The organism is Nocardia anocheti (genome assembly GCF_029675105.1).
Lineage (GTDB): Bacteria > Actinomycetota > Actinomycetes > Mycobacteriales > Mycobacteriaceae > Nocardia.
The window spans coordinates 346,498-371,613 of sequence record NZ_JAQQFV010000005.1 but is presented as its reverse complement, the minus strand read 5'-3'; the positions used below and the strand labels follow the sequence as shown (position 1 = coordinate 371,613).

Annotated in this window: 18 protein-coding genes; 7 read left to right on the top strand and 11 right to left on the bottom strand. The window is 71.7% G+C overall.

Features of this window, described 5'->3' with window-relative positions; all coding sequences use genetic code 11:
- Window positions 1–23 precede the first annotated feature (23 nt).
- Entirely contained in the window at window positions 24–605 is a 582-nt protein-coding gene (locus QC180_RS15660; protein WP_278263460.1) for a helix-turn-helix domain-containing protein, read from the top strand.
- Between the two features lie 63 nt (window positions 606–668).
- On the opposite strand, the gene QC180_RS15655 is transcribed toward QC180_RS15660, so the two are convergent.
- The 3 genes from QC180_RS15655 to QC180_RS15645 all read right to left on the bottom strand — a co-directional run bounded on the left by QC180_RS15655 (window position 669) and on the right by QC180_RS15645 (window position 3,691).
- Window positions 669–962: a WhiB family transcriptional regulator gene (locus QC180_RS15655; RefSeq protein ID WP_474646455.1), complete on the bottom strand. Its 294-nt coding sequence runs from the start codon at window positions 960–962 to the stop codon at window positions 669–671.
- A 135-nt stretch (window positions 963–1,097) separates the two neighbouring features.
- Window positions 1,098–1,424, bottom strand: a complete 327-nt coding sequence (locus QC180_RS15650; protein WP_278263459.1) for a hypothetical protein — start codon at window positions 1,422–1,424, stop codon at window positions 1,098–1,100.
- 110 nt (window positions 1,425–1,534) lie between these two features.
- Complete coding sequence (locus tag QC180_RS15645; protein WP_278263674.1) at window positions 1,535–3,691, bottom strand: ATP-dependent DNA helicase UvrD2; 2,157 nt, start codon at window positions 3,689–3,691, stop codon at window positions 1,535–1,537.
- Between the two features lie 120 nt (window positions 3,692–3,811).
- Between QC180_RS15645 and QC180_RS15640 the strand changes: the two genes are divergently transcribed.
- A complete protein-coding gene (locus tag QC180_RS15640) occupies window positions 3,812–4,042 on the top strand; it encodes a mycoredoxin (protein WP_278263673.1) in 231 nt (76 codons plus the stop codon).
- A 21-nt stretch (window positions 4,043–4,063) separates the two neighbouring features.
- On the opposite strand, the gene nudC is transcribed toward QC180_RS15640, so the two are convergent.
- The 4 genes from nudC to QC180_RS15620 form a co-directional block, all read right to left on the bottom strand.
- Window positions 4,064–4,957 (bottom strand): NAD(+) diphosphatase, encoded by an 894-nt coding sequence (gene nudC / locus QC180_RS15635; protein ID WP_278263458.1) that lies wholly within the window; start codon window positions 4,955–4,957, stop codon window positions 4,064–4,066.
- A 33-nt stretch (window positions 4,958–4,990) separates the two neighbouring features.
- The gene (locus tag QC180_RS15630; RefSeq protein ID WP_278263457.1) at window positions 4,991–6,046 is read right to left on the bottom strand and encodes a potassium channel family protein; all 1,056 of its coding nucleotides are present in this window, start codon (window positions 6,044–6,046) and stop codon (window positions 4,991–4,993) included.
- Window positions 6,047–6,226: 180 nt separating this feature from the next.
- The gene (locus QC180_RS15625) at window positions 6,227–9,934 is read right to left on the bottom strand and encodes an ATP-dependent helicase (RefSeq protein WP_278263456.1); all 3,708 of its coding nucleotides are present in this window, start codon (window positions 9,932–9,934) and stop codon (window positions 6,227–6,229) included.
- On the bottom strand, window positions 9,865–13,644 hold the full coding sequence (locus QC180_RS15620) for an ATP-dependent helicase (protein WP_278263455.1): 3,780 nt from the start codon (window positions 13,642–13,644) through the stop codon (window positions 9,865–9,867). Before QC180_RS15620 ends, QC180_RS15625 begins: the two co-directional genes overlap by 70 nt.
- Before the next feature lie 115 nt (window positions 13,645–13,759).
- On the opposite strand from QC180_RS15620, the gene QC180_RS15615 reads away from it, so the two are divergent.
- The 4 genes from QC180_RS15615 to QC180_RS15600 all read left to right on the top strand — a co-directional run bounded on the left by QC180_RS15615 (window position 13,760) and on the right by QC180_RS15600 (window position 17,089).
- Complete coding sequence (locus tag QC180_RS15615) at window positions 13,760–14,551, top strand: alpha/beta fold hydrolase (RefSeq protein ID WP_278263454.1); 792 nt, start codon at window positions 13,760–13,762, stop codon at window positions 14,549–14,551.
- A gap of 4 nt (window positions 14,552–14,555) precedes the next feature.
- On the top strand, window positions 14,556–14,846 hold the full coding sequence (locus QC180_RS15610; protein WP_278263453.1) for an MGMT family protein: 291 nt from the start codon (window positions 14,556–14,558) through the stop codon (window positions 14,844–14,846).
- Between the two features lie 128 nt (window positions 14,847–14,974).
- Window positions 14,975–16,720, top strand: a complete 1,746-nt coding sequence (locus QC180_RS15605) for an NTP transferase domain-containing protein (RefSeq protein ID WP_278263452.1) — start codon at window positions 14,975–14,977, stop codon at window positions 16,718–16,720.
- 195 nt (window positions 16,721–16,915) lie between these two features.
- Complete coding sequence (locus QC180_RS15600) at window positions 16,916–17,089, top strand: hypothetical protein (protein WP_278263451.1); 174 nt, start codon at window positions 16,916–16,918, stop codon at window positions 17,087–17,089.
- Between the two features lie 50 nt (window positions 17,090–17,139).
- Here QC180_RS15600 and QC180_RS15595 read toward each other — a convergent pair whose 3' ends face one another.
- From QC180_RS15595 to QC180_RS15580, 4 genes are read right to left on the bottom strand one after another with little or no spacing between them, the layout of a single operon-like run.
- On the bottom strand, window positions 17,140–19,095 hold the full coding sequence (locus tag QC180_RS15595; protein WP_278263450.1) for a dipeptide ABC transporter ATP-binding protein: 1,956 nt from the start codon (window positions 19,093–19,095) through the stop codon (window positions 17,140–17,142).
- Window positions 19,092–19,952, bottom strand: a complete 861-nt coding sequence (locus QC180_RS15590; RefSeq protein WP_278263449.1) for an ABC transporter permease — start codon at window positions 19,950–19,952, stop codon at window positions 19,092–19,094. The genes QC180_RS15595 and QC180_RS15590 overlap by 4 nt, the downstream gene beginning before the upstream one ends.
- The gene (locus QC180_RS15585; RefSeq protein WP_278263448.1) at window positions 19,949–20,908 is read right to left on the bottom strand and encodes an ABC transporter permease; all 960 of its coding nucleotides are present in this window, start codon (window positions 20,906–20,908) and stop codon (window positions 19,949–19,951) included. Before QC180_RS15585 ends, QC180_RS15590 begins: the two co-directional genes overlap by 4 nt.
- Window positions 20,905–22,482: an ABC transporter substrate-binding protein gene (locus tag QC180_RS15580; protein ID WP_278263447.1), complete on the bottom strand. Its 1,578-nt coding sequence runs from the start codon at window positions 22,480–22,482 to the stop codon at window positions 20,905–20,907. The genes QC180_RS15585 and QC180_RS15580 overlap by 4 nt, the downstream gene beginning before the upstream one ends.
- Window positions 22,483–22,736: 254 nt before the next feature.
- Here QC180_RS15580 and QC180_RS15575 point away from each other — a divergent pair, with 254 nt between their 5' ends.
- Window positions 22,737–25,088 (top strand): arylsulfatase, encoded by a 2,352-nt coding sequence (locus QC180_RS15575; RefSeq protein WP_278263446.1) that lies wholly within the window; start codon window positions 22,737–22,739, stop codon window positions 25,086–25,088.
- Window positions 25,089–25,116 lie beyond the last annotated feature (28 nt).

The following is a 25,116-nucleotide window of genomic DNA, read 5'->3' as shown; positions in this document are numbered from 1 at the left end:
GAGCGAGGACGGAGGGCGAGAGGTTGGGCGAGCACGTCCGCAACACCCAGCTGGGGGCCGTCGTCCGCGATCGACGCCGCGCCGCGGGATTCACCCTGGCCCGCCTGTCCGCCGACACCGGCCTGTCCCCGTCGTTCCTGAGCCAGCTCGAGAACGGCCACACCAATACCAGCCTGCGCTCGCTGCAACAGATCGCCGACGCCCTGTCCACCACGGCCACCGCGCTGCTGGCCGCCGCCGACGACACCGCACCGGCCCCGCTGGTCCGCGCGGACGAGAACACCGCGCTGGCCCAGTCCGATCCCGGCGCGGGCACCGTGCGCGCGCTCGTCCACGGCGATCGCGACCTGCGCGCGCTCGAGTTCACCGGCGGAACCGACCGGGGCGACCGGGATTTCACGCATCGCGCCGACGAGATCATCCACGTCGTGCGCGGACGCATCTCGCTGGTCGCCGACGGTACCGAATACGAACTCGGTCCCGGCGACACCTACTACTGCCGGGCGGGCGAGAAACACCGGTGGTGGGCGCACTCCCCGGACACCACCACGCTGGTCCTCGCCGTCGCCGACGGCCGCACCGTCAGACGCGGCCCGCGCACATGACAAACGAACCGCCCACCAGAACTCGGTGAGCGGTTCGCTTGCGGTACAACCCTTTTCCCGCGATCATGCCGGGATCGCGACCTTGCGCGGGCGGCCACGGGGGCGCTTGCGGGCGATCACGACACCCTGGTCGAAGATCTCACCGCCCCACACACCCCACGGCTCGGCGCGGTCGATGGCCGCGGTCAGGCAGGTCTTGCGGATCGGGCAGGACGCGCACAGCGCCTTGGCCTGCTCGAGATCGGTGGGGCTCTCGGCGAACCACAGATCGGGGTTTCCGGCGCGGCAGGGCAGGGACGCCACGGTGCGGCATGTCACGTCAGTAGTGGCGCTCGGCCAGTCCTGGGCGGTGAACACGTCGTTCTCCTTCAGCTCGTTTGCAGTCGTGGTGTTCGGTGTGCGAACCCGGGGCCTGCGGCGGAAGAGCCGAAAGAAAAAGGCCACGGGATTCGCTTCTCGCGATCCGTGGCCAGGAGGTCTGGGAGGAGTTCCCTACCTAGTTCGACATTGCTGTCGAGACCTGAGCACGGTCGCTGGGTGGACACGGAGGCGGATTGCGCCGCCGAAATCGGGCGCGTACCCGAATTCGTCGGCCGGAGCTGCCGACGCCGCGATGGCGGTCGGCTGCCAACCCACGCTGGGCTTGCCCTGGAGACGAATCGCGGTGTGCTGATGCACGAGAGTCATCGGCACAGCGGTGGTATCGACGCCGGACAGACCGGTCCCCTGCAGAGCGAGGACCCCCCGGGAGGCGGAAACCATGGACGCGTTCACCAGCGCGCGATTGCCCATCGCGAACAATGTGGTGTTGCTGTTCATCTGACTGCCTCCCTCCTGAACTCGTGTGCTGATAATTACCGCGCACCGAGATCACTCTCGGTGCGTGTTCTCCACCATAGGCAATGATCGAGAACCGAACAACCTATTTTCTACCTGCGGTTTTGTGTTGTTGCCCGCAAACGTGACGACACGATGGCGAGCACGTCGGCCCCGTACTGCTCGATCTTCTTCGGGCCGATGCCCGCGATCGAGGCCAGCGCCGCGTCGTCGGCGGGCAGTTGTTCGGCGATCGCGGTGAGGGTGGTGTCGGTGAACACGACGAAGTCGCGCACCCGCAGCACCTCGGCCTTCTCGGCCCGCCATTCCTTCAGCGCGTCGAGCAGATCCTGGTCGAGTTCGGCCGGGCAGCGCCTGCACCGGCCCAGCATGGTGGCGTAGGTGCCGATGAGCGGCTTGGCGCAGACCCGGCACAGCGGGCGCTTGCCGTCGTCGTCCCTGGCGCCGGTGGCGGCGGTCGCGATCCGCGAGGCGGGTGACTCGTCGGGGACGAGGCCGGTGAGGAAGCGCGAGCGCCGACGTACCCGGCGTCCGCCTTCGGTGCGGGCCAGCGACCAGGAGATCATCAGGTGCTCGCGCGCACGGGTGACGCCCACGTAGAGCAGCCTGCGCTCCTCTTCCAGCGCCGCCTGGTCGACGGCCTTGCCGTCGTCACCGAGGACGTGCTGGATGGGCAGCGTCCCGTCGCTGACACCCACCAGGAACACCGCGTCCCATTCCAGCCCCTTGGCCGCGTGCAGCGAGGCCAGGGTGACGCCGTCGACGGTGGGCGGATGCTTGGCCTCGGCACGGGCGGCCAGTTCACGCAGCAGCCCGGTGAGGTCGATCTCGTCGTCGTGGCCGACGAGTTCCTCGGTGAGCTGCACCAGCGCCAGCAGCGAGGACCAGCGTTCCCTGGCCTGGGCGCCGACGGGTTCCTCGGTGGTGAGCCCGACCGGGGCCAGCGCGGCGCGGACCAGGGTGATCAGTTCGGCGCCAGCGCGGGCCTCGTCGGGCAGGTCGTCGCGCGCGTCGACCTGGCGCAGCGCCAGCACCGCCTGGCGCACCTCCGGCCGCTGGAAGAACCCCTCGCCGCCACGCACCTGAAAGGCGATGTCGCGCGCGCTCAGCGCCCGCTCGAAGGGTTCGGACTGGGCGTTGATCCGGTAGAGCACCGCGATCTCGGCGGCCGGAGTGCCCGCGGCGATGAGCTTCTTGATCCGGGCGGCCACGTCGGCGGCCTCGGCGGGCACGTCGGGGTACTCGGCGAATTCCGGTTCGGGGCCGTCGGCGCGCTGCCCGATCAGCGCCAGCCGGGTGCCCGCGATCCGGCCGCGCGCGGCGCCGATCACCCGGTTGGCCAGCGACACCACCTGCGGGGTGGAACGATAGTCGCGCTCGAGCCGGATGACGGTGGCGTCGGGGAATCGGCGGGAGAAATCGAGCAGGTAGTCGGGGGTGGCGCCGGTGAAGGAGTAGATGGTCTGGTTGGCGTCGCCGACGACGGTGAGATCGTCGCGATCGCCCAGCCAGGCGTCGAGCACGCGCTGCTGCAGCGGGGTGACGTCCTGGTACTCGTCGACGACGAAGCTGCGGTATCGGCCGCGGAACTCGTCGGCCACGGCCGGATAGTCCTCCAGCGCGGCGGCGGTGTGCAGCAGCAGGTCGTCGAAGTCGAGCAGCAGGCCGTCGGCGGAGGTCTTGGCCGACTCGTAGCCCGCGTAGACCTGGGCGACCCTGGTCGCCTCGGCCGGGGCGTCGCGGTGGTGGCGCGCGGCGGCGGCCGGATAGTCCTCGGGGGCGATGAGCGAGGCCTTGGCCCATTCGATCTCGCTGAGCAGGTCGCGGATCATCTCGGTCGCGGTGCCGAGTCCCGCGCGGTGCGCGGCCTGCGCGACCACCGGGAACTTGCTGTCGAGCAGCTGCCAGGGCACGTCCCCGACCACCTGCGGCCAGAAATAGCGCAGCTGGCGCAGCGCCGCGGCGTGGAAGGTGCGCGCCTGCACCTGCCCGGCTTCCCCGCCCAGCCCCATCGCGCGCAGCCGACCGCGCATCTCCCCCGCCGCCCGCGCGGTGAAGGTGACCGCCAGCACCTGATCGGGCTTGACGTGCCCGCCCGCGATCAGGTGCGCGATGCGATGGGTGATGGTCCTGGTCTTGCCGGTGCCCGCACCCGCGAGCACACACACCGGCCCCCGGGGCGCCCGCACCGCGGCGGCCTGTTCCGGGTCGAGGACGCTGAGATCGAGTGCTGGCACGCGCACCATCATGACAGCGCCCGCCGACAACTCCCCGTCGTGCCCGCTCACCGGCCCGCGCGCCCGGTCAGGAACACCACGACCACCTCACGCGTTGCACATCGCGTGACTGAAGCAACCCCCGATCTGACGATGTACTCGACCACCTGGTGCGGCTACTGCCGCCGCCTCAAGACCCAGCTCGACGAAGCGGGCATCACCTACCAGGTGATCGACATCGAGGACGACCCCGCCTCGGCCGAGTTCGTCGGCAGTGTCAACAACGGCAACCACGTGGTCCCCACGATCAAGTACCGCGACGGCTCGACCGCCACCAACCCGTCCCTGGCCGCGGTCAAACAGGCCCTCGCCGCCCAGGCGTAATCCCAGCGGACCGCGAACCCGCTATACCTCAGCCCAGGATTCGATGATGGTCCTGGCGATGGAGATGGATCCGGGGACGAGCAGTCGGGCGTCGGTGGCGTCGGCTGACCAGTCGCCGAGTCGCAGGGCCGCGCGGACCTCGTCGCGGGTGAACCAGTGCGCCTCGGCGATCTCGCCGTCGGAGAACACCAGTTCCTGGGCGGGATCGCCGACCGCGGCGAAGCCGACCATGAGCGAGCGCGGGAACGGCCACGGCTGACTGCCGAGGTATTCGATCTCGCGCAGGTCGACGCCGACCTCCTCGCGCACCTCGCGTTCCACGCAGTGCTCGAGCGACTCCCCCGCCTCCACGAAGCCCGCCAGCAGCGAGAACATGGTGGCGGGCCAGGTGTGTTGGCGGGCCAGCAGGACCCGGTCGGCACCGTCGTGGACCAGGCAGATCACGGCGGGGTCGATGCGCGGGAACTCCTCCTCGCCCGCCTCGGTGAGCCGCGACCAGCCGCCGCGCGCCGAGATGGTGGTGGTGCCGTCGCCGCCGTGGAATCCGGCACGGTCGTGCCAGTTGAGCAGAGCGTAGGCCGTGGCCAGCAGGTCGGCGGTGAAATCGTCGACCGCGCCCAGCGCGCGCAGATCCTTCAGGGTCCCGTCCAGTCGGGGCTCACGCACCGCCCACAGATGCGCACCCTCCACGACACCGAGGAACACCGCCCCGGCGCCCGGCTCCTCGGCCACGGTCAACGCCGCGTCGAGCACCACACCCGAACCCTCGACACGCACCTTGCCGCGCGCGTCGACACGCAGCACCCTCGCCTTGCCCCACCCCTCGCGCAACGCGTCCGGATCGAGCCGGACGTGCTCGGCCCGATCGATGGTGGAACGCGACAGCAGCGGAACGTCTTTCAGCCGGAACGACACACCGTCGAGCCTAGCCGCTCCGGCGACCCGCGACTATTTGCCGGTGTGCCGGATGTAGAGCAGCTTGTCGCCCGTCTCCAGCGCGTCGACCTTCGCGTCGCCCACCCGGATCAACTCACCACCGCGCACCACACCCAGCACGATGTCGCTCAGATGCCGCGGCGAACCCCCGACCTCCTGCGGTTCCACCTCGCGCTCGGCCACGGCGAAGCCCTGCTCGGGCGTGAGCAGGTCCTCCATCATCTCCACCACGGTCGGCGTGGTGGTCGAGATACCGAGCAGCCTGCCCGCGGTCTCCGAGGACACGACCACCGAATCGGCGCCCGACTGCCGCACCAGATGGGTGTTCTCCGCCTCGCGGATCGCCACCGAGATCTTGGCGGTCTTGTTCAGTTCGCGCGCGGTCAGCGTCACCAGCACGGCGGTGTCGTCGCGATTGGTGGCCACCACCACCGCCGACGCGCGCTGCACCCCGGTCAGCCGCAACACATCGGACTTGGTCGCCGAGCCGTGCACGGTGACCAGCCCGACCCCGGCCGCCGCCTCCAGCGCGACCGCGTCGGTGTCGACGACGACGATGTCGGAGAGCTGGACCCCGTCGGCGACCATCGCGTCGATCGCGGTGCGTCCCTTGGTGCCGTAACCGACGACGACGGTGTGGTTGCGCACGGTGTGCCTCCATCGCTGAATCTTGAACGCCTGCCGCGACCGTTCGGTGAGCACACTGAGAGTGGTGCCGACCAGCACGATCAGGAACAGAATGCGCAGGGGGGTGATGACGATCGTGTTCACCAGGCGCGCGGACGGGGTGACCGGGGCGATATCGCCGTAGCCGGTGGTCGACAGCGAGACGGTGGCGTAGTACATGGCGTCGAGGAACGACAGCTCGTCGCCGCTGTTGTCGTGATAACCGTCGCGGCCCACGTACACCACGGTCGCGGCGGTGAACAGCAACAGGACGGCGAACAGGACGCGGCGGGCCAGCGAGATCCAGGGACTGTTCTGGGCGGCGGGAATCCGCAGCAGACCCACCAGCGCGTAGTCGGGACTACTCCCCAGCCCGACCTGGGTGCGCGAGTCACCGAACATCCAAGCGCTCCTGTGTTGTTTGGCGGCTGGCGCCGCGGGGTTCTCGGCCCTGGGGGCCTCGATTCTTCCCTCCTCCGCTCAGTCGCTGCGCTCCTTCGCTCCGTCAGTCCAGAATCGAGGCGGCCGAGAACCCGGAAGAGACCGCTCGGGGTTGCCGGTCGGCGTCGCCAGACTATCGGCTCAGTGCGGTTCGCGACGATCGGTGTCGATCTTTTCCGGCGCGGCGTCGTGGATCAGGCTCGCCAGTTCGGCGGGGCCCGCGAGAGCGGGTGGGGCGATGGTGCGGCCGGTGCGGACGTAGTGGAAGGCGGCGCCTACGCGTTCGAGCATCTTCGCCTCGGTCTCGCCGGTGCGGGCGGCCATGAGGCGGGCCCAGGCGAGGCGGTAGACGGCGAGTTGGACGGCGACGGCGGGTTCGTCGGCGGGGCCGGGTTCGGCGCCGGTCTTCCAGTCGACGACGAGCCAGCGGCCGCCGGGTTCGGCGAAGACGGCATCCATCCGGCCACGGATGACGGTGCCCGCGATGCTGGTCTCGAAGGGGACCTCGACGTCGATCGGGTTGCGGTGGGCCCAGGGTGAGCGGCGGAAGGCGGCCTGCATGGCGGCGAGTTCCTGGTCGGCGCGGCCGAGTTCGGCGGCGCCGTCGGCGGCACCGGGCAGTTCCTCGAGGCCGAGCAGCTGGTCGGTGCCGAACCACTGCTGGACCCAGGCGTGGAAGGCGGTGCCGCGCCGGGCCATCGGGTTCGGGGGGTAGGGCAGCGGACGGCGCAGGCGGGCGGCGAGGCGGGTGGGGTCGGCGCGCAGTTCCACCAGGGCGGTGGCGGGGAGCTGGCCGGGCAGTTCCACCTGCTGGTCGGCGAGTTCGGCGGCGGTGAACTCGGCGAGCAGGGCGTCGACGTCGGTGGCCCAGCCGTCGGGGTCGTCGTCCTCGGGGGCGGGTTCGGCGGGGCTGTCGCGGAGCTGGTCGAGGGCGGTGCGCACCAGTGCGGCGCCCTGCTCGACGGGATCGCGGCGGGCGCCGAGGGGGTCGCGCGGCCACGGGGCGGTCGGCGGGTTGTCGGCGAAGGGGTTGACCGCGTCGGGGGCGGGCGGGTCGTCCCAGCGGGCGAGGGTGGCCGCGCCGAAGGCCGGGCTGCCGGGGTCGTCGACGGCCTGTTTCAGCTCGAGCAGGAATTCCGAGGGACCGCGCGGGGAGCTGCCGGTCTCGGGCCAGTGGTAGGCCGAAACCAGCAGGACCCGTTCGGTTCTGGTGAGCGCCACATAGAACAGGCGGCGTTCCTCGTCGAGCCTGCGGGCCTTGAGCGCGGATTTGTGGGCGACGATGGCGCGCTCGAGGTCGGTGCGGTCGGCGAGGCCGGTGAGGTCGAGGACGGGTACGCCTTCGGCGGCGTCGGGTTGGGCGCGGTCGCCGCGCAGGGTGGTGGGCAGTTCGGCGAGCGCGCCGAGCCAGGTGCTCAGGGCAGTGCTCGAGGGGAACACCGAACTACTCACGTGCGGCACCGCGACGATTTCCCACTCCAGCCCCTTGGCCGCGTGCACGGTGAGGATCTGCACCCGGTCGCGCGCGACCTCCACTTCGCCCGGCTCCAAACCGTTCTCGACGGACTCGGCGGCGGTGAAGAACGCCAGCAGACCACTCAGCGAGGCGCGCGTGTCGGCCGCGTACCCCGCGACGACATCGGCGAAGGCGTCCAGGTGCTCACGTCCGGCGCCGCCACCGGCGATGGCCCGCCGGGTCTGGGTCTCCACGCCGACACCGATGGTGCGCTCGACATCGGCGACGAGTTCGACCAGCGGCTGCCCGCTGCGTTCGCGCAGGGCGGCGAGTTCTTCGCTCAGCGCGACGATGCGCGTGTATCCGGCCTCCGAATACTGGTCCGGCGCACCGGGATCGGCGATGGCGTCGGCCAGACCCGCCTGCTCGGTGGGTTCGGGCGCGACCTCGCGCAGCGCCGAGGCCAGACCGGCGGCGTCGGTGATGGCGGTGGCGGTGTCACCGGACAGGCTGCCGATCGAGAGCATCCGCGCCCGCCGTGACAGCGCCGCCAGGTCCGCGACACCGATGCGCCAGCGCGCCCCGGTCAGGATCCGCACGGCCGCGCTGCCGGTGCCCGGCTCGGCGATCAACCGCAGCGTGGCGACGATATCGGCGACCTCGGGCGTGGCCAGCAGCCCACCGAGCCCGACGATCTCCACCGGTAACCCCTGCTCGCGCAAGGCTTCCGCGAGTGGTGCCGCGTCGGCATTGCGCCGGATCAGCACCGCCGAGGTGGGTGGCTCCTTCTCGGCTTCCCGGGCCAGCGACCACTCACGCGCGATACGCGCGGCGACCCAGTCCCGTTCCTGGGCAATGGTTTCGGTGACGGCGAACTCGACCACCCCGGCCTCGGCCGCGGGTTTGGCCCGCAGCGCGTCCACCGTCGCGCCCCCGGCCGCCCGCGCCCGCACCCGCAGCGGATCGGCCACCAGATTCGCCAGCGCCAGCGCCTCGGGGGGATTGCGCCAACTCGTCAGCAGCGGCAGGACCGGCGCCGGAACCCCCGGCGCCGCAGGGAAGTCCGTCGCGAAGCGCGGCAGATTGGCCGCCGAGGCACCACGCCAGCCGTAGATGGATTGCATCGGGTCACCCACCGCGGTCACCGCGAGCGAGGGCCCGTGCGCCTTGACCTGCGCGGTGCCCGGTTGGGATCGCTCCGTGTCGTCGCCCGTCGGTACGCCGCCGTCCTGGCCGTGACCCGCGGCGGAGCCGAGCCCTGGTCGGTCGCGCATCGCGGCATCGATGCTGGACGTGTCGCCGGGAACCTGCTGGTCGGGGTCGTCCGTCGGCCAGAGAGTGTCGGTCTGTGGGGTGGGTTCGGCGGCGCGGCGCCGGGTGGGTGGCGAGGGGTGGTGGGGTCGGGCCGCTCGGGCGTCGCCGAACAGGGCGGAGAGCAGGACGCGCTGGGCGTGGCCGGTGTCCTGGTATTCGTCGAGCAGGACCAACCGGAAGCGGGCGCGTTCGGCGGCGGCGACCTCGGGATGGTCGACGGCCAGGCGCGCCGCCAGCGACATCTGCGAGCCGAAGTCCAGGGCGCCGCGGCGGTTGAGCGCCTCGTCGAGCTGGCGGACGAGCGGGAGCAGCGCCACGCGTTCGCGCTGGGCGGTGACGATGTCCTGGAGTGCCTGTTTCGGTCCGCCCCTCTGACGGGGGCCCGGCGGCAGCGTGAAGACCAGCTTCTCGAGCTCGGCGTGCGCCTCGGCCAACTGTTCGGGTTCCACCAGGTGTTCGGCGAGCTGACCGGCCAGTGCCAGCACCGCCTCGGTCACCGAGACCGGCGTGCGGTCGGTGTCGAGGTCGCCGTCCCAGGCACGCACCACCTCGTGCGCGAGCTGCCAGAGCTGGGTCTGGGTGAGCAGCGCGGCCGAGGGTTCCACCGGCAGCAGCAGACCGTGCGCGGTGAGCAGCCTGCCCGCGTAGGAGTGATAGGTGCTGATCTCGGGTTCGGCCCCGGCGATCACCGTGCGCAACGCCCCGCTCGGGTCGATCTCGCGCAGCAGCGGCGCGCCCGCCAGCCGGGCCAGCCGGGTGCGGATGCGGGCGGTGAGCTGCTGGGCGGCCTTGCGGGTGAAGGTGAGTCCGAGGACCTCGTCGGGGGCCACCAGCTGATTGGCCACCATCCACACCACGCGCGCGGCCATGGTCTCGGTCTTGCCCGCGCCCGCCCCGGCCACCACCAGCGTCGGCCCGGGCGGGGCCGCGATGACGGCCGCCTGCTCGTCGGTGGGCGGGGGCAGACCGAGCGCGTCGGCCAGCCGCTGCGGGGTGACGCGCACGCCGCTCACTCGTCGGTCACCTGCCGTCCGGTGTCCTGCACCGGGCAGCTGCCCGTCACCGGGCAGTGCCTGCATCCGTCGTTGCGCACCGCCAGATACTCCGGCCCGCGCGTGGCGGCCGCGGCGTCGTGAATCGTGGTGCGCCACTTGTCGAGTCCCTCGGCGTCGAGGGCGGTCTGTTCGCGTTCGGTGGCGCCGGTCTTGTTGTGCCGCTTGGCGACATACACCAGGCGCGCGCCACCGGGCTCGCCCGCGTCGGCCTCCTCGTCCTCCTCGAGCGCGCCCGTCGCGGCGGCGACCTGATAGGTGGCCAGCTGCGCGTGCTCGGCGACGTCCTTGGCGCTGACCGGCGTCTTACCGGTCTTCACGTCGACGATGACGAAGCGCCCCTGCGCATCCCGTTCCAGTCGGTCGATCCGCCCACGGATGCGCACCGCGCGTTCGCCCTCGGCGCGGGCGGGCAGCACGCAGTCCACCGGCACCTCCACGCCCGCCTGGGTGAGTTCGCCCCGGGTGTTGCGCACCCAGGCGAGGAAGGTCTCCAGCATGGCCTCGGTGCGGCGCAGTTCCTGGCGCGAGTGCCAGCCGGTGGCCGGGTCCACGGCCTTCCACGCCTGGTCCAGCGCGGCGCGTACCTGCGCCTCGGGCACGTCACCGGCCAGCGCCTGCACCAGGGTGTGCACGAGATTGCCCTTGAGGGCGTGCGGGTTGTCGCCGTCGGTGCCGCCGTGACGTTCCAGCGCCCAGCGCAGCGGACACGTGCGCAGCAGTTCCACCGTGGACGGTGAGAGGCCGATGGGGGAATCGTCGTCGTCCCACAGTTCGCGCCGGGAGCTGAGTTCGGCGGTGCCGTACCAGTCGTCGGGGTCGGTGCCGGGCACGCCCGCGTCGGCGAGCCGGGCCAGTTGATGGGCGGCGCGGGCGCGGCGGTCGGCGTCGGCGCCGGGATCGCAGACCACGCCGCGCAATTCGGCGACCAGGGCGTGCATCACCAGGGCGCGGCCGGGATCGGCGACCGGCAGCGCGCCGGGTTCGCCGGTGTCGTCGTCGCCGAGCAGTTCGGTGAGGAACCGCGAGGGCACCAGGTCCTGGTCGCCCGCCGCCGACTCGACGGCGGTCACCAGCAGCGAGTGGCGCGCGCGACTGCACGCCACCAGCAGTAGGCGCCGTTCCTCGGCGAGGATCGGCGCGGCGCGGCTGGTGGTGGCGCCCGGGTCCACCCCGGCCACCAGGTCCACCAGGTCCTCGGTGTGCAGCAGGGTGCCGCGCGCGCGGGGGTTGGGCCAGATGCCCTCCTGCACGGCGGCCACCGCCACCACCTCCCACTCGCGGCCCGCCGCCGCGTGCGCGCTGAGCAGGGACACCGCCTCGCCCTCGGCGGTGAGCGGTCGGCCCTGCTGCGGAATCTGCTGGTGCAGCAGGTATTCCACGAAGCCCTCGATACTGGCGCGCGGCAACCGGTCGACGTACCCCGCCGCCGCGTCGAACAACTCGACGGACGCGTCGAGATCACGGTCGGCCTGCATACCCGCCGCGCCACCGCGCCGGGACTGCCGGAACCAGCGCCGTTCCAGCCGCGAACTGGTCCACAGGGTCCACAGCACGTCTTCGAGACCCTGTCCCCTGGAACGGGTCTCCTCCGCTTTGCGCACCGCGCGCAGCACCCGGTGCAGGGGCGCGGCCTCGACTTCGGTGAGCCGGTCGAGCAGGCGTTGCTCGCCGATCCCGACGATCAGGTCGCGCAGGATCTCCGCCGAGGACTGGTCGATGAGCGGCACGGCGGGCGGTTCCGGCGCGGGCCGGGGTGGGCCCGCGACGAGAGGGGTCGCGGTGGGCGGTGTTTCGGCGTCGAGGAGATCGATGTCGTCGGGGAGGTCCTCGGCGGTGTCCCAGGCGGGTTCGGGGTCGGGACGCAGCGGGTCGTCCGGATCGGGTTCGGGCGGGAGCCACTCGTCGTCGAGCGGGTCGGGATCGGGCAGTTCCGGTGGGGGCGGCGGGGTTTCGTCCCACAGCAGGAACTGTTCGGTGTCCTCGGCGGGGGAATCGGTGAGCCCGGCGCGTTCGAGGTCGAGCACGCCGCGCCGCACCCCGCGCCGCAACCGGCGCAGCGCGATCTGGTCGGCGCCACCGAGCGGGCCCGACAGCAGGTCCATCGCGTCCTCGGGCGAGAACACCGCGTCGATCGCACGCCGCGAGCCGGGCCGCGACGGGTCACCGGCCAGCAGCACCCGCAGCGCCAGCACCATCCACGCCGCGCCCCGCCGCCGGGCCAGCGGTTCGGCCACGGCGGGCCTGCGCACCGGCACCCCGGCCGCCAGCAGCGCCCGGCGCAGCGGCGCCAGCGACAGCGGCACCGAGCGCACGATCACCGCCATCTCCGACCACGGCACACCGTCGGTCAGGTGCGCGCGCCGCAGATGATCGGCGATCAGCGCCGCCTCCTTGGCGGCGGTCGCCAACACCCGCACCCGCACACTCGCCTCGATCTCGTGGGTCTGCGCGAACCGCACGTCCCCTGCCGTGGACGACACACCCCCGTCGACTCCTGGCACCGTGGACGGCTCGAGCGCACCGCTCCCTGGCCCACGCACGTCGTCCTCAGCCGACGCCGTGTCCCGCGCGCGCAGATCGCCCTCGTCGAACAGGCCGGTGTCGGAGGAGGACGAATCCTCCTCGCCGACACCATCATCGGGCGCCTCGACCCGCTGACCCGGCAGCACCCGATGACGCGCACTGCCCGGCAGCCGCGCGGCGATCCTGGCGGTGGTGAGACGGATCGGATCGCCGCTGCGGTAGTTGTGGCGCAGGACGATCCGGCGGCGCGGGGCCGTCTCGAGGTCGGTGAGGAAGGCCGGGTCGGCGCCGCGGAAGGTGAACACACTCTGGTCGGGATCGCCGGTGACGACAGTGCTCGCCGGGCCGCTGCCGATCGCGCGCACCAGCAGCGCCGCCTGCGGGTCCAGGTGCTGGGCGTCGTCGACGAGCAGGTAGCGGATGCGGTCGCGTTCGGCGGCGAGCAGATTGCGGTCACCGGCGAGCGCGTCGAGGGCCGCGCCGACCAACTCGGCGGCGTCGAGGGCCGGGGCGGTGGCCTCCGGCGCGGTGACGCCGACCGACCAGCGCAGCATGGACGCCTGTTCGTAGCGCTCGAAGAACCGGCCAGCGGCGATCCAGGCGTCGTTGTCGTGTTCGCGGCCCAGCGCCATCAGGTCCTCGGGACCGAGGCCGCGTTCGGTGGCCCGCAGCATGAGGTCGCGCAGTTGCTCGGCGAAACCGCCGAGGGCGAGCGCGGGGTGCAGGCGCGGCGGCCACAGGCCGGTGGCGCCGCGCTCGATGTCGTCGAGGTCCCCGCGCAGCATCTCGCGCAGCACGGCGTCCTGTTCGGCGCCGGTGAGCAGACGCGGCGGCGGGTTGCCGTGCAGGTCGGCGTGGCGGCGCAGCACCGAGAAGGCGTAGGAGTGCAGGGTGCGCACCATCGGTTCGCGGCTGGCGCCGGGAACCCCGCCCGCGTGCGGGCCGAGCTGGGTGGTGATCGCGTCACGCAGGGCCGCGGCGGCGTGTTTGGTGTGGGTGAGGACCAGGACCGATTCGGCGTCGGCGCCCGCACGGATCCGGGCGGTGACCAGGTCGACCAGCAGCGCGGTCTTGCCGGTGCCCGGCCCGCCGAGCACCTGCCACGGCGACCACCCCGGTCGGGACGGGGCTGGCTGGGCCTGTTCGTCGAACAGCGCGCGCACAGCGGCGCCCCAGGCCCGCGGCCGGGGCGCCCGTGTCGTTCGGCGCACAAGTCGCACCGAGCTATCCGATCGCACCACATCGGCTATTGCAACAGACCCCTCCGACACACCACCGCCACCCCACGCGGGGGACGTGCTGCGCCACGGCTCGCGAGCGGCCAGAATGGCAGTCGTGTCCCCGCTTCATGTGCACCGGTTCGGCCCCGCCGACGGTCCCGTCGTCCTCGCCCTGCACGGTCTGACCGGCCACGGCAACCGCTGGGAAACCCTCGCCACCGAGCACCTGCCGCAGGCCCGTGTGCTGGCCCCCGACCTGCGCGGACACGGCCGCTCCACCTCGCTGCCGCCGTGGGATTTCGAGACGATCGTCGACGATCTCGCCGAGCTGCTGCGCGCGGAGACCACCGGTCCGGTCGTGGTGGTCGGGCATTCCTTCGGTGGCGCCTCGGCGATCCGGCTGGCCCGTCGACACCCCGAGCTGGTGCGCGCGCTGGTGCTGCTGGATCCGGCGCAGGGCGTCGACGCGAAGCTGATCGAGCAGATCGCCGCGGCCAATCTCGCCTCGCCCGACTACACCGATGTCGCCGAGGCCAGGGCCGACAAGCGCAACGGCGACTGGCGTCCCGACGAGGTGGACCCGGCCGTGCTGGAACGCGAGCTCGACGAGCACCTGGTGCCCACCGCGCACGGGCGGGTCGGCTGGCGCATGTTCCAGCCCGCGATCACCTCGTACTGGGGTCAGCTCGCCCGCCCGGCCGTGCTCCCACCTGAGGATCTACCGACCGTGCTGGTGCGGGCGACCCAGGTGAACCCGCCGTATGTGAGCGCCGAATTCCGCACCGCCCTCGCCGCGCGGCTCGGTGACCGGCTCACCGCCCACGAGTGGGACTGCGACCACATGATCCCGCTGGCCCGCCCCGCCGAGACGGCCGCGCTCATCACCGCGGTGCTCTGAGGCGATGGCCGCCACCACCGAGGAGCAGGTCGAACGGGTCCGCGCGCTCGTCGCGGCGATCCCGCCCGGCCGGGTCGCCACCTACGGCGACATCGCCGCCGCCGCTGGCCTGTCCTCGGCGCGGACGGTCGGCTGGATCATGCGCACCGACTCCGCCGACCTCCCCTGGCACCGCGTCCTCGGCGCCTCCGGCCGCCCCGCCGCCCACCTGGCCACCCGCCAACTCCGCCTCCTCGCCGAGGAGGGCGTCCCCATCACCGACGGCCGCGTCGACCTGCGCACCGCCCGGCTGTGAGACCCGAACCCGACGCCGGTCCTCGGCACGGCCCGGACCGGCACGCGGGCCAGGGTGTGCGGCGGGGCTTCTCGGCCGCACAGGATTAGCATCGAAGACGTGCTGATCCCGCGATTCCGATTCCGCCGATGACCGCCGCCGAGGCGATCGTGCTCGCCGGTGGGCGGGCCAGCCGGATGGGCGGGGTGGACAAACCCGCGATCGTGGTCGGTGGACGCTCCATGCTCACGGTGGCCTTGGAGGCGGTGGGCAAGTGCGGGGCGGTCGTCGTGGTCGGGCCGCATCGCCCCGAGTTGGCCAGCACCATCGGCCAGGTGCGCGAGGCGCCGCCGGGATCGGGGCCGGTGGCGGCGATCGCCAGCGGCCTGGCCGCACTGCCTCGCGAGGGCGCGCCGTGGGTCGTGGTCCTCGCCGCCGACATGCCGTTCCTCACCGCCGACGCCATCGACGAATTGCTGCGCCACGCCGCCGGATCCGACGCGGAGGCCGTCTTCGCCATCGACGCCGCCGGTCGCCCGCAATACCTGGTCGGCGTGTGGCGGCGCACCGCGCTCGCCGCCGCCCTGGCCGCGCTGGATTCGCCGGTGAATCAGCCCATGAAGGCCATCGTCCCCGCCGACTCCCTGCTGGTCGAGCTCCCCGACACCGGCGACTGCGACACCGAGGACGAGGTCCGCCGCGCCCGCGCCCGCCTGGCCGCCGAACGCGCCACCACCCGTCTCGATCTCACCGAGGCCAGGGCCGTGCTCGCGACCGAGTCGACCCCGCTGATCGCCTACGAGGCCGCGCTCGGCGAGGTCACCGGCGCCGCGCTGGCCGCCCCGCTGATCGCCGCGGACGCGCTGCCCCGCTTCGACGTGTCGGCGATGGACGGCTACGCCGTCGCCGGAGACGGCCCCTGGGTCCTGCGCCGCGACATCGGCTTCGCCGGTGGGGCCCGACCGACCGGACTGCGTCCGGGCGAGGCGGTCCGCATCGCCACCGGCGCGCACGTGCCCGAGGGCACCACCTCGGTGCTGCGCGACGAGTTCGCCATGCTCACCGGCGAGCATCTCGCCCGCCGACCCGACACCCCCGTCCGCGGTGACATCCGCGCACGCGGCGAAGACCAGCACCCGGGCGACGTGGTCGCCACCGCGGGCACCCGGGTGAGCGCGGCGCTGCGCTCGGCGGCGGCCTCGGTGGAGGTCACCACCGCCGAGGTGCGCGGCCCGGTGCGCGCCCGCGTCGTGATGACCGGTGACGAGATCCGCGCCACCGGCCCCCTGCAAGCCGGACAAACCCGCGACTCGATCGGCCCGATACTCCCCGACCTGCTGGCCGGACTCGGCGTGCGGGTGGTCGACCGTGTACACCTGCGCGACACCGAACACGGCTTCGACGAGATGCTCACCGCCACCGAGGGTTTAGATCTGATCGTGGTGGTCGGCGCGACCGGTGGCGGTGCCGCCGACCAGCTGCGCACCGCCCTGGCCCGCGCCGACGCGCGCGTCCTGGTGCCCAGACTCGCACTGCGCCCGGGTGGTTCGACGATCGTCACCGAACTCCCTTCGGGTCCAACGGTTCTCGGCCTGCCCGGTAACCCGTTCGCCGCCGTCGCCGTACTGCTCGCCCTGACACCCGCGATCGTGGCCGGACGCACCGGAGCGCCCGCGCCGCGCGCGATCCTCGGCCCGCTGCACAATGCCGCGGCCATCGCGGGCCCGGTCCAGCGGATCACCCCGGCTCGCTATGGCGCCGAGGGTGGTTGGCTCGGCGAGGCGAAGGTCCGCACCGCGCATCTGGCCGGGTTGATCGACTACGACGGCCTGGTGATCGTCGGTGCGCACGCCGCCGACGGCGACCGCGTCGAATTCCTCCCGCTCCCCTGCTGAGCGAGCCCTCCGCACGCCTGGACACGCCGCTTTCGCGCAGGTAGGGACCCTATTTTGCCGCCAACTGTTCCCCTGCACCGTATCGATGCCTATCGTGGATCCAGTCAGGCGTAGCCCGCCCTGCACCATGAAGACGGACCGCGTCGGACGTGCATTAGGCGAATTACTCATCCCTCGGAAAGGACCGTGTGGAGAATGGCTGACAAGTCGAAGAAGACGCCTAAGAAGATGCCCAAGCAGATGCCGCGCCAGCAGCAGCAACAGCGGCAGGAGCAGGGCGAGAACATGCAGGGCGGCACGCGAGCCGGTCAGGACGACCGGCGCGGCCAGGACGACCGGCGTGAACCGCGCCGCCCCGGCCATCTCTGATATCCGTGTGTCGACGAGCCGCCGGAACTGTTTCCGGCGGCTCGTCCACGTCAGGCCCCGACCCGCGTCAGCGCGGTCGCCTCGGATTCGTCCCGCCCCCGCCGAGCCGTCGCCGGATCGGGGACCGGCACCGCGTCGAGCAGGCGGCGGGTGTACTCCTGAGCCGGTGCGGCGAACACGGCGCGCACCTCGCCGGTTTCGACGATCCGGCCCTGCCGCAGCACCACAACCCGGTCGGCGACCTGATGCACAACCGCCAGATCGTGGCTGATGAACAGGCTCGCGAAGCCGTATTCGGCGCGTAGGTCGGCGAACAGGTCGAGCACCTGGGCCTGCACGGAGACATCGAGCGCGCTGGTCGGCTCGTCGGCCACCAGCAGCCGGGGCGCCAGGGCCAACGCCCGCGCGAGCGCCACCCGCTGACGCTGCCCACCGGACAGCTCTCCCGGTCGCCGCTGCGCGTAATCCCGTGGCAGCCGGACGGATTCGAGCAGATCTCCGACGCGCGACCGCAGCAGCGCGCCCGAGGCCACCCGGTGCACCCGCAGCGGCTCCCCGATCGCGTCCTCGACACTGCGTCGCGGATCGAGCGAGGCGCTCACATCCTGATGCACCAGTGCGACATGCTTGCGCAACCCCCGCAGCTCCCGCGGGGACAACCCGGCCAGCGAAACACCTTGCAGGGTCACCGTTCCCGAGGTCGCGGGCACCAGCCCCAGCGCCGTGCGACCGAGCGTGGACTTGCCGGAGCCGGACTCACCCACCAGCCCGAGCACTTCGCGCGGCCCGAGCTCGAGCGAGATGTTCTGCAGCGCCGGGAATTCCGCACCACCGTGACTGCCGGGGTACACGACCGACAATTCGTCGATCCGCAGAACGTCCGCGTACTCGGTTTCGCCGGTGCCGCCGCCCTTCTCCGCGACCACCGCGGGGCCCCGCAGCACCACCCGCCGCAGCAGGCCACGCACCCCGGGCACCGGGTCATCCGACGAACCGTCGGCCGCCGAATCCTGCTGCGCCACACCATCAGCGCTCGCCGCGTCGGCGGTACCTCCTGCCTCCCGCTCGTCAGCCGCCACCGTATCCGCTGGAGCGCCACTCGCGCCGGTGTCCTCGGCGTCGTCCGACTCCGCGGACGCGTCCGCCCCACCGTCCTTCTCGACGACGACCCGTTGCGCGGTCCCGGTATCGGCCGCGCGAACCCCACCCCGCACCGAGACCGCGGGCAGCCGGGGCACCGCGGCGAGCAGAGTGCGCGTGTACTCCTCCCCCGGCTCGGCGAACAGCCCGAACACCGACTGTTCCTCGACCACGCGCCCCGCGTTCATCACCACCACCCGGTCCGCGATCTCCGCGACCACGCCGAGATTGTGGGTGATGAACAGCGTGGCCGTGCCGCGCTCGCGTTGCAGGGTGCGCAGCAGGTCGAGGATCTCAGTCTGGACGGTCACATCCAGGGCGGTGGTCGGTTCGTCGGCGATGAGCAGGGCCGGGTCACCGGACAGGGCCAGCGCGATGACCACCCGCTGCTTCTGTCCGCCGGAGAGCTGGTGCGGGTACCAGTCGAGGCGCTGTTCGGGTTCGGGCAGGTCGACGACGGCGAGCAGGTCGATCGCGCGCGCCCTGGCGGCGGCCTTGTCAGTGACCCCGTGCGCGCGCAGGGCCTGCGTGAGCTGGGTACCGATCTTCTGCACCGGGTTCAGCGCGGTCTGCGGTTCCTGGAACACCATGGCCGCCTCGGTGCCGCGCAGCGCGCGCAGCGCGGTCTCGGTGGCGCCGACGACCTCGGTGCCCGCCAGCCGCACCGAGCCCGTCGCGTAGGCGGTGTCGGGCAGCAGGCCCAGCACCGAGCGCGCGGTGAGCGACTTGCCCGACCCGGACTCACCGACCAGCGCGACCACCTCGCCCCGGTGCACCCGCAGGCTCACCCGGTCGACCACGGTGCGCGGGCCGAAGGTCACCGACAGTTCCTCGATGTCGAGGACCGGTTCCGACGCGGTGCTCATGCTGTCCTCCTTGCCCGGCCCAGGGCCTGGGCGATCAACAGGAAGCCGAGGGTCAGCCCGGCCACCACGGTCAGCGGTCCGATCGCCATCCACGGATTGGCGTCGAGATTGGCGATCGATTCGCCGATGAGCGCGCCCAGCGAGGGCTGCGGCGGCCGCACCCCGATGCCGATGAAACTCATCGCGCCCTCGATGAACACCGCCATCGACAGCGACAGCGCGAACTGCACACCCAGCGGTTCGAGCACATTGGGCAGCACGTGCTTGCGCAGCGTCCACCAGGTGTCGGCGCCGATCACCTCCGACGCCTCGACGAAGGGCTGTTCGCGCACCGCGAGCACCGCGGTGCGGATCTGGCGGCCGAACAGCGGGATCTCGGTGGCGACGATGACGATCACCACCGCGTGCCAGCCGGGTCCGGTGATCGCGGCCAGCGCGATGGCGAAGATGAGGGCCGGGAAGGCCAGGATCAGGTCGAAGGTCCGCTGCACGGCCACATCGGCCCACGGGTTCACTGTGGCGATCAACCCGACCACCGAGCCGACCACCGCGCCGATCGGCACCGCGATCAGCACGATCAGCAGATCGATGCGGATTCCGGCGAGCACGCGCGCGGCCACGTCGCGGTTGAGGTGGTCGGTGCCGAGCCAGTGTTCGGCGCTCGGGCCGAGCAGGTTGGCGCCGGGGATCTGGGTGAGCGGGTCGTAGGAGGTGAGCAGTCCGGCGAAGACGCCCAGCAGGGCGATCACCGCGATCAGCAGCACTCCGGCGAGCCCCTGACCCTTGCCCAGGGCGGCCAGCGGACCCGCGCGCCGGGGCGAATCCACCGGGACCGGTGCGGTTTTCGTCGCGGTCATGCCCGTCCTCCGATGCGGATGCGCGGGTCCAGCCAGGCGTGGGCGATGTCGGTGAGCAGCTGGATGGTCACGAACACCGCGACCGACAGCAGCAACAGCACCTGCACCACCGGATAGTCGCGGCGGCTGATGCCCTGTTCGATGAGCTGCCCGATACCGGGCCAGACGAACGCCGCCTCCACCAGCACGGCACCGCCGAGCAGCTGCCCGGTCTGCAGGCCGAGCACGGTGAGCATGGTCGGCAGCGCGTTGCGCAGCGCGCCCCGGGTGACGATCTCGCGGTGCGAGACACCCAGCGAACGGGCCGTCAGCACATACTGTTTGCCGAGTTCGGTGCGCAGCGATTCGGTGAGGAACCGGGTCAGCGCGGCCGCGACCGGCAGGGCCAGGCAGATGGCGGGCAGCAGCAGGTACTGCACGGCGATGTCGGGCCGGGCGATGAAGCCGTCGGGTGGCACACCACCGGCGGGCAGCACCGGAATCGCCACCGCGAACACCAGCACCAGCAGCGGGCCCACCACGAAGGTCGGCAGCGCCACCGCGACCGTATTGGCCGCGGCGACAACGCTGTTCAACCACTTGCTCGGCCACAGCACCGAGGCCAGCGACACCGCCAGGCTCACCACCACGGCCAGCACCAGCGCGCTCACCGTGAGCACGAGGGTGTTGGTCAGGCCGCGCCCGACCAGGTCGGTGATCTGCCCGCCGATGATGTAGGAGCGGCCCAGATCGAGGGTGAACAGATCGCCCAGCCAGCTCAGGTACTGCACCGGGATCGACCGGTCCAGGCCCAGCTGGTGGCGGATCGCCGCGATCGACTCCGGGGTGGCGTCGTTGCCCGCGAGGATGGTGGCCGGATCGCCGGGCACCAGGCGCAGCAGCAGGAAGATCAGCACCGAGGCGCCGAACAGCACCAGCAGGGCAGAGGGCAGCCGACGCAGCACGTAGCGCGTCATGACAGGAAGGTGTCGGTGAGCAGGGTCTCCCTGCGCTTGGTCCAGCCGAATCCGTGCACCTTGTTCGACCCGGCGAACTGCTGGTAGCGCACGCCGATCTCGATCAGGAACAAGCCCTCCAGCAGCTGGTCGCTGACCGCCTGGAAGGCGCGCACGGCCTCCGGACCGGTGCCCTGCGACAGCTGCCAGGCCGCGTCGGCGGCGGCGGTGTAGGCGGGCGAGTCGTAGCGGGAGGCATTGCGGCGGGCGTTGAACGGGTAGGCGCTCACCGTCAGCGTCGAGGGCACGAACTGGGCCCACGAGTGGTCGGTGACCCACAGGCCACGGAACTGCTGGCCGGTGAGCTGCTTGACGAAGGTGGCACCGTCGACCGGGTCCAGGGTGACCTCGATCCCGGCCTCGGCGAGGTTGGCCTGCACGATCTGGGCGAGTTCGTCGTAGCCGGGGGCGAAGGTGAGCGGCAGCGTGGGCGGCTTACCGGCCTGGGCGACCAGTGCTTTGGCCTTGCTCACGTCGCGGCTGTAGCGGGTGTTGCGCGCCTCGTCGTAGGCGGGCGAGTTCTTCGGCCACGGCACATTGAGCGGGTAGCCCGAGCCACGGAACACCTCGGCGATGATGCGCTCGCGGTCCAGCGCGAAGGCGATGGCCTGGCGCACGCGTACGTCGGCCAGCGCGGGTTCGGTGACGTTCACGCCCACGTACGCCTGCAGTTCGGCGCCCTCGAGTTCGTGCACCTGGTAGCCGCCGGACTTGGCCAGGTTCTCGGTGTCGCGGTAGTTGAGCTCCCTGGCCAGCGAGATCTGACCGGACTTGAGGGCGTTGAGCAGCGCCTGCGGGTCGGGGATGATCGAGACCTCGACGCGGTCCAGGTACGGGCGGTCGGGCACGCGGTAGGTGGGGTTCTTCTCGAACACGATCTGCGAGTTGGGCACTCGCTGCACGAACTCGAACGGGCCGGTGCCGATGTACTTCTCGCCGCTGCCGAGCTGGTCGATGCTCTCGCTGTCGAGGATGGGCACGGTGTCGAGCAGGTCGTAGACATTGCTGAGCGGGTGCGCGAACGTCAGCACGATCCGGGTCGGCGAGACGATGTCGAAACCGGTCACCGCCGCGGCGGTGCTGCGCAGCTGGGCCGACCACTTGGCGTCGGCGTAGGTGCGGAGGGAGAACTCCACGTCCTTGGCGGTGAACTGGCGGCCGGAGTGGAAGGTGACGTCCTCGCGCAGGTCCAGGCTCAGCGAGCGGCCGTCGGCGGCCAGCTGCCACGACTTCGCGAGCAGCGGTTGCGGTTCCAGCTTGTCGTTGGGGTAGCGGATCAGCGATTCGTAGACCAGACCGATCAGCACCGGGGTGGCGCCGGTGTTGGTGAGCAGGTTCGCGGGGGCGAGGTCGTCACGGATGCCCACCTTCAGGGTGCCGCCGCGCACCGGGGTGGCGTCGTCACCGCCCGCCTTCTGCTCCTGGACGGCCGAGGTGCACGCCGCCAGCGCCGCGCCACCGAAGATGGCGGCCGCGGCGATACCGCTGGCGCGCAGGAAGTTACGGCGGTCGAAGCCACCGGGGGTAGAGCTCATCGTGAGGATCCTCGAGGATTCGGCGCGCGCACGCGCACCGGCAGGGCAGGGGAACAGTCGGCTCGACACGGCCGCACACCAGCGGCCGCTCAGCCGCGCGGAACGCGACACGAACAGCAGCGGGACGAGTCCTGCGTGCGCTGGTTCGTGGGCATGGCTGGAACGCTAACAAGGTGTGCCCGGAGCGGTCACCGATTGCGCGCACCGTGCATATAACCCTGGTGACCTGCGGGAATTCCGCATTTACTGCGAGTATGCCAGTCCCCTCCCATGCCCGTGGTTACGAATCCTTCGACGGCACGGTCGGTCGCACGTCCGCCGAATCGTCCCCGCGCTGGACCTCTCCGCCGACCGCTCCCGCCGGTGCGCCGAACATCGTCGTCGTCCTCGTCGACGACATGGGTTACAGCGATATCGGCCCGTTCGGTTCCGAGATCGAGACCCCGACGCTGGACCGGCTGGCCGCCCGGGGCGTGCGGCTGTCGAACTACCACACCACCCCGCTGTGCTCGCCCTCGCGCGCGGCGCTGCTGACCGGGATCAATTCCCACCGTGCGGGTTTCGGCTTCGTCGCCAACGCCGACCCCGGCTACCCCGGCCTGCGCCTGGAACTGGCCGACGACGTGCTCACCCTGCCGGAGATCCTGCGCGACAACGGCTACGCCACCTACGCGGTGGGCAAGTGGCATCTGGTCCGCGACGCCACGATGAACCCGGCGGCGCACCGCGATTCCTGGCCGACCCAGCGCGGCTTCGACCGCTACTACGGCTCGTTGGAGGGCCTGAACTCCTTCTACTATCCGAATCAGCTGGTCTCCGACAGCTCGGTGGTCGATGTCGAGGAATACCCGGAGGGCTATTACCTCACCGACGATCTCACCGACAAGGCGCTGTCCTACATCAAGGACCTGCGCGCCCACGACGCCACCAAGCCGTTCTTCCTCTACTTCGCGCATGTCGCCATGCACGGTCCGCTCCAGGCCAAGCCCGAGGATCAGGCCAAGTACCGGGGCCGCTACGCCGAGGGCTGGGACGAGTTGCGCCGCAAGCGGTTCGCCGAGCAGCTCGCGCAGGGCCTGTTCCCGCCGGGCACCCAGCAGAAGCCGCGCAATACCGAGCCGGGTTACGAAGCCGCGGAATGGGATTCGCTCTCGGCCGACGAGCAGCGCCGCTACGCCAAGTACATGGAGGTGTACGCGGGCATGGTCGACAGCATCGACCAGAGCCTGGGCCGCATCGTCGACCTGCTCGAGGACCTCGGCGAGCTCGACAACACCATCATCGTGTTCACCTCCGACAACGGCGGCACCGCCGAGGGCGGGCCGGAAGGCACCCGCACCTACTTCGCCGAGTTCGCCCACATCGACGATCCGGAGTGGATCGGCGACGTGCCCCACGACGAGGACCTGATCGGCACCGCGAAGCTGGGCGTGCACTACCCGCGCGGCTGGGGCCAGGCGTCGAACACGCCGTTCCGCTTCTACAAGGGCCAGACCTTCGCCGGTGGGGTGCGGGTACCGCTGGTCGTCTCCTGGCCGAAGGGGCTGCCGCGCACCGAGACCGACGCCGGGATCCGGCACGAATACGCCTACGTCACCGACCTGGCGCCGACCCTGCTCGAGCTGGCCGGACTGCAGCGGCCCACCGTGCGTAACGGCCTGCCCGCCAAGGACTTCGACGGCGTCTCGGCCGCCGAGCTGCTGCGCGATCCCGCCGCGCCCACCCGGCACACCGAGCAGTACTCGGAGATGACCGGCCACCGCGGCTTCTACCGCGACGGCTGGAAACTGCTCTCGCTGCACGAGGCCGACGCCGACATCGACGCCCCGAACTGGCAACTCTTCGACGTGCGCGCCGACCCCACCGAACTGCACGACCTGTCGGCGCGGTACCCGGACAAGGCGGCCGAACTCGCCGCCGCCTGGGACGAATCCGCCTGGGCGAACACGGTTTTCCCGCTCCTCACCCGCGCCGACCTGTTCCGTCGCCGTCCCGAGGAAGCCCGCTTCGCCGCCCCGGTCCGCCTGCTCCCCGGCACCCCGACCCTGGAGCGCTACCGCTCCCAGCGCCTCATCGCCTACCGCGATTTCACCATCACCGCCGACCTCACCGGCCGCCGTGCCGAGGCGAGCACCGATGCGGCCGTGCACGAGGGATTCCGCGACGGGGACGAAGGTGTGCTCGTGGCGCACGGTGATCCGCTCGGTGGCTATCTGCTCTATGTCGAGGGCGGCGAGGTCGTGTTCGGCGTCAACAGCTACGGGCGCTACGCGGCCGCGTCCGCGAAGGTGCCGCGCGGTGCTCGTGAGATCACCGTGCGGGCGGCGATCCGGCCGCACCTGCGGTGGGATTTCGTGCTCGAGATCGACGGGGTCGCGGTCGCCGAACTCACCGATCAGGTGCAGCTCGTCGGCATGGCGCCGTGGACGGGTATCTCGGTCGGCGTCGACGCGCGCGGCCCCGTCTCGTGGGACCTGCGCGAACGGCGCGGTCCCTTCCGCTACACCGGCGCCCTCCGCGCCGTCACCTACACCCCCGGCCCCATCCAGGTCCCGCGAGCCACTATCGACGCCGTCGAACGCGAGGCCGAATACGTCGCCGAATAGTCCCCGCGAGCTGGGCCCGGGCTTCGGG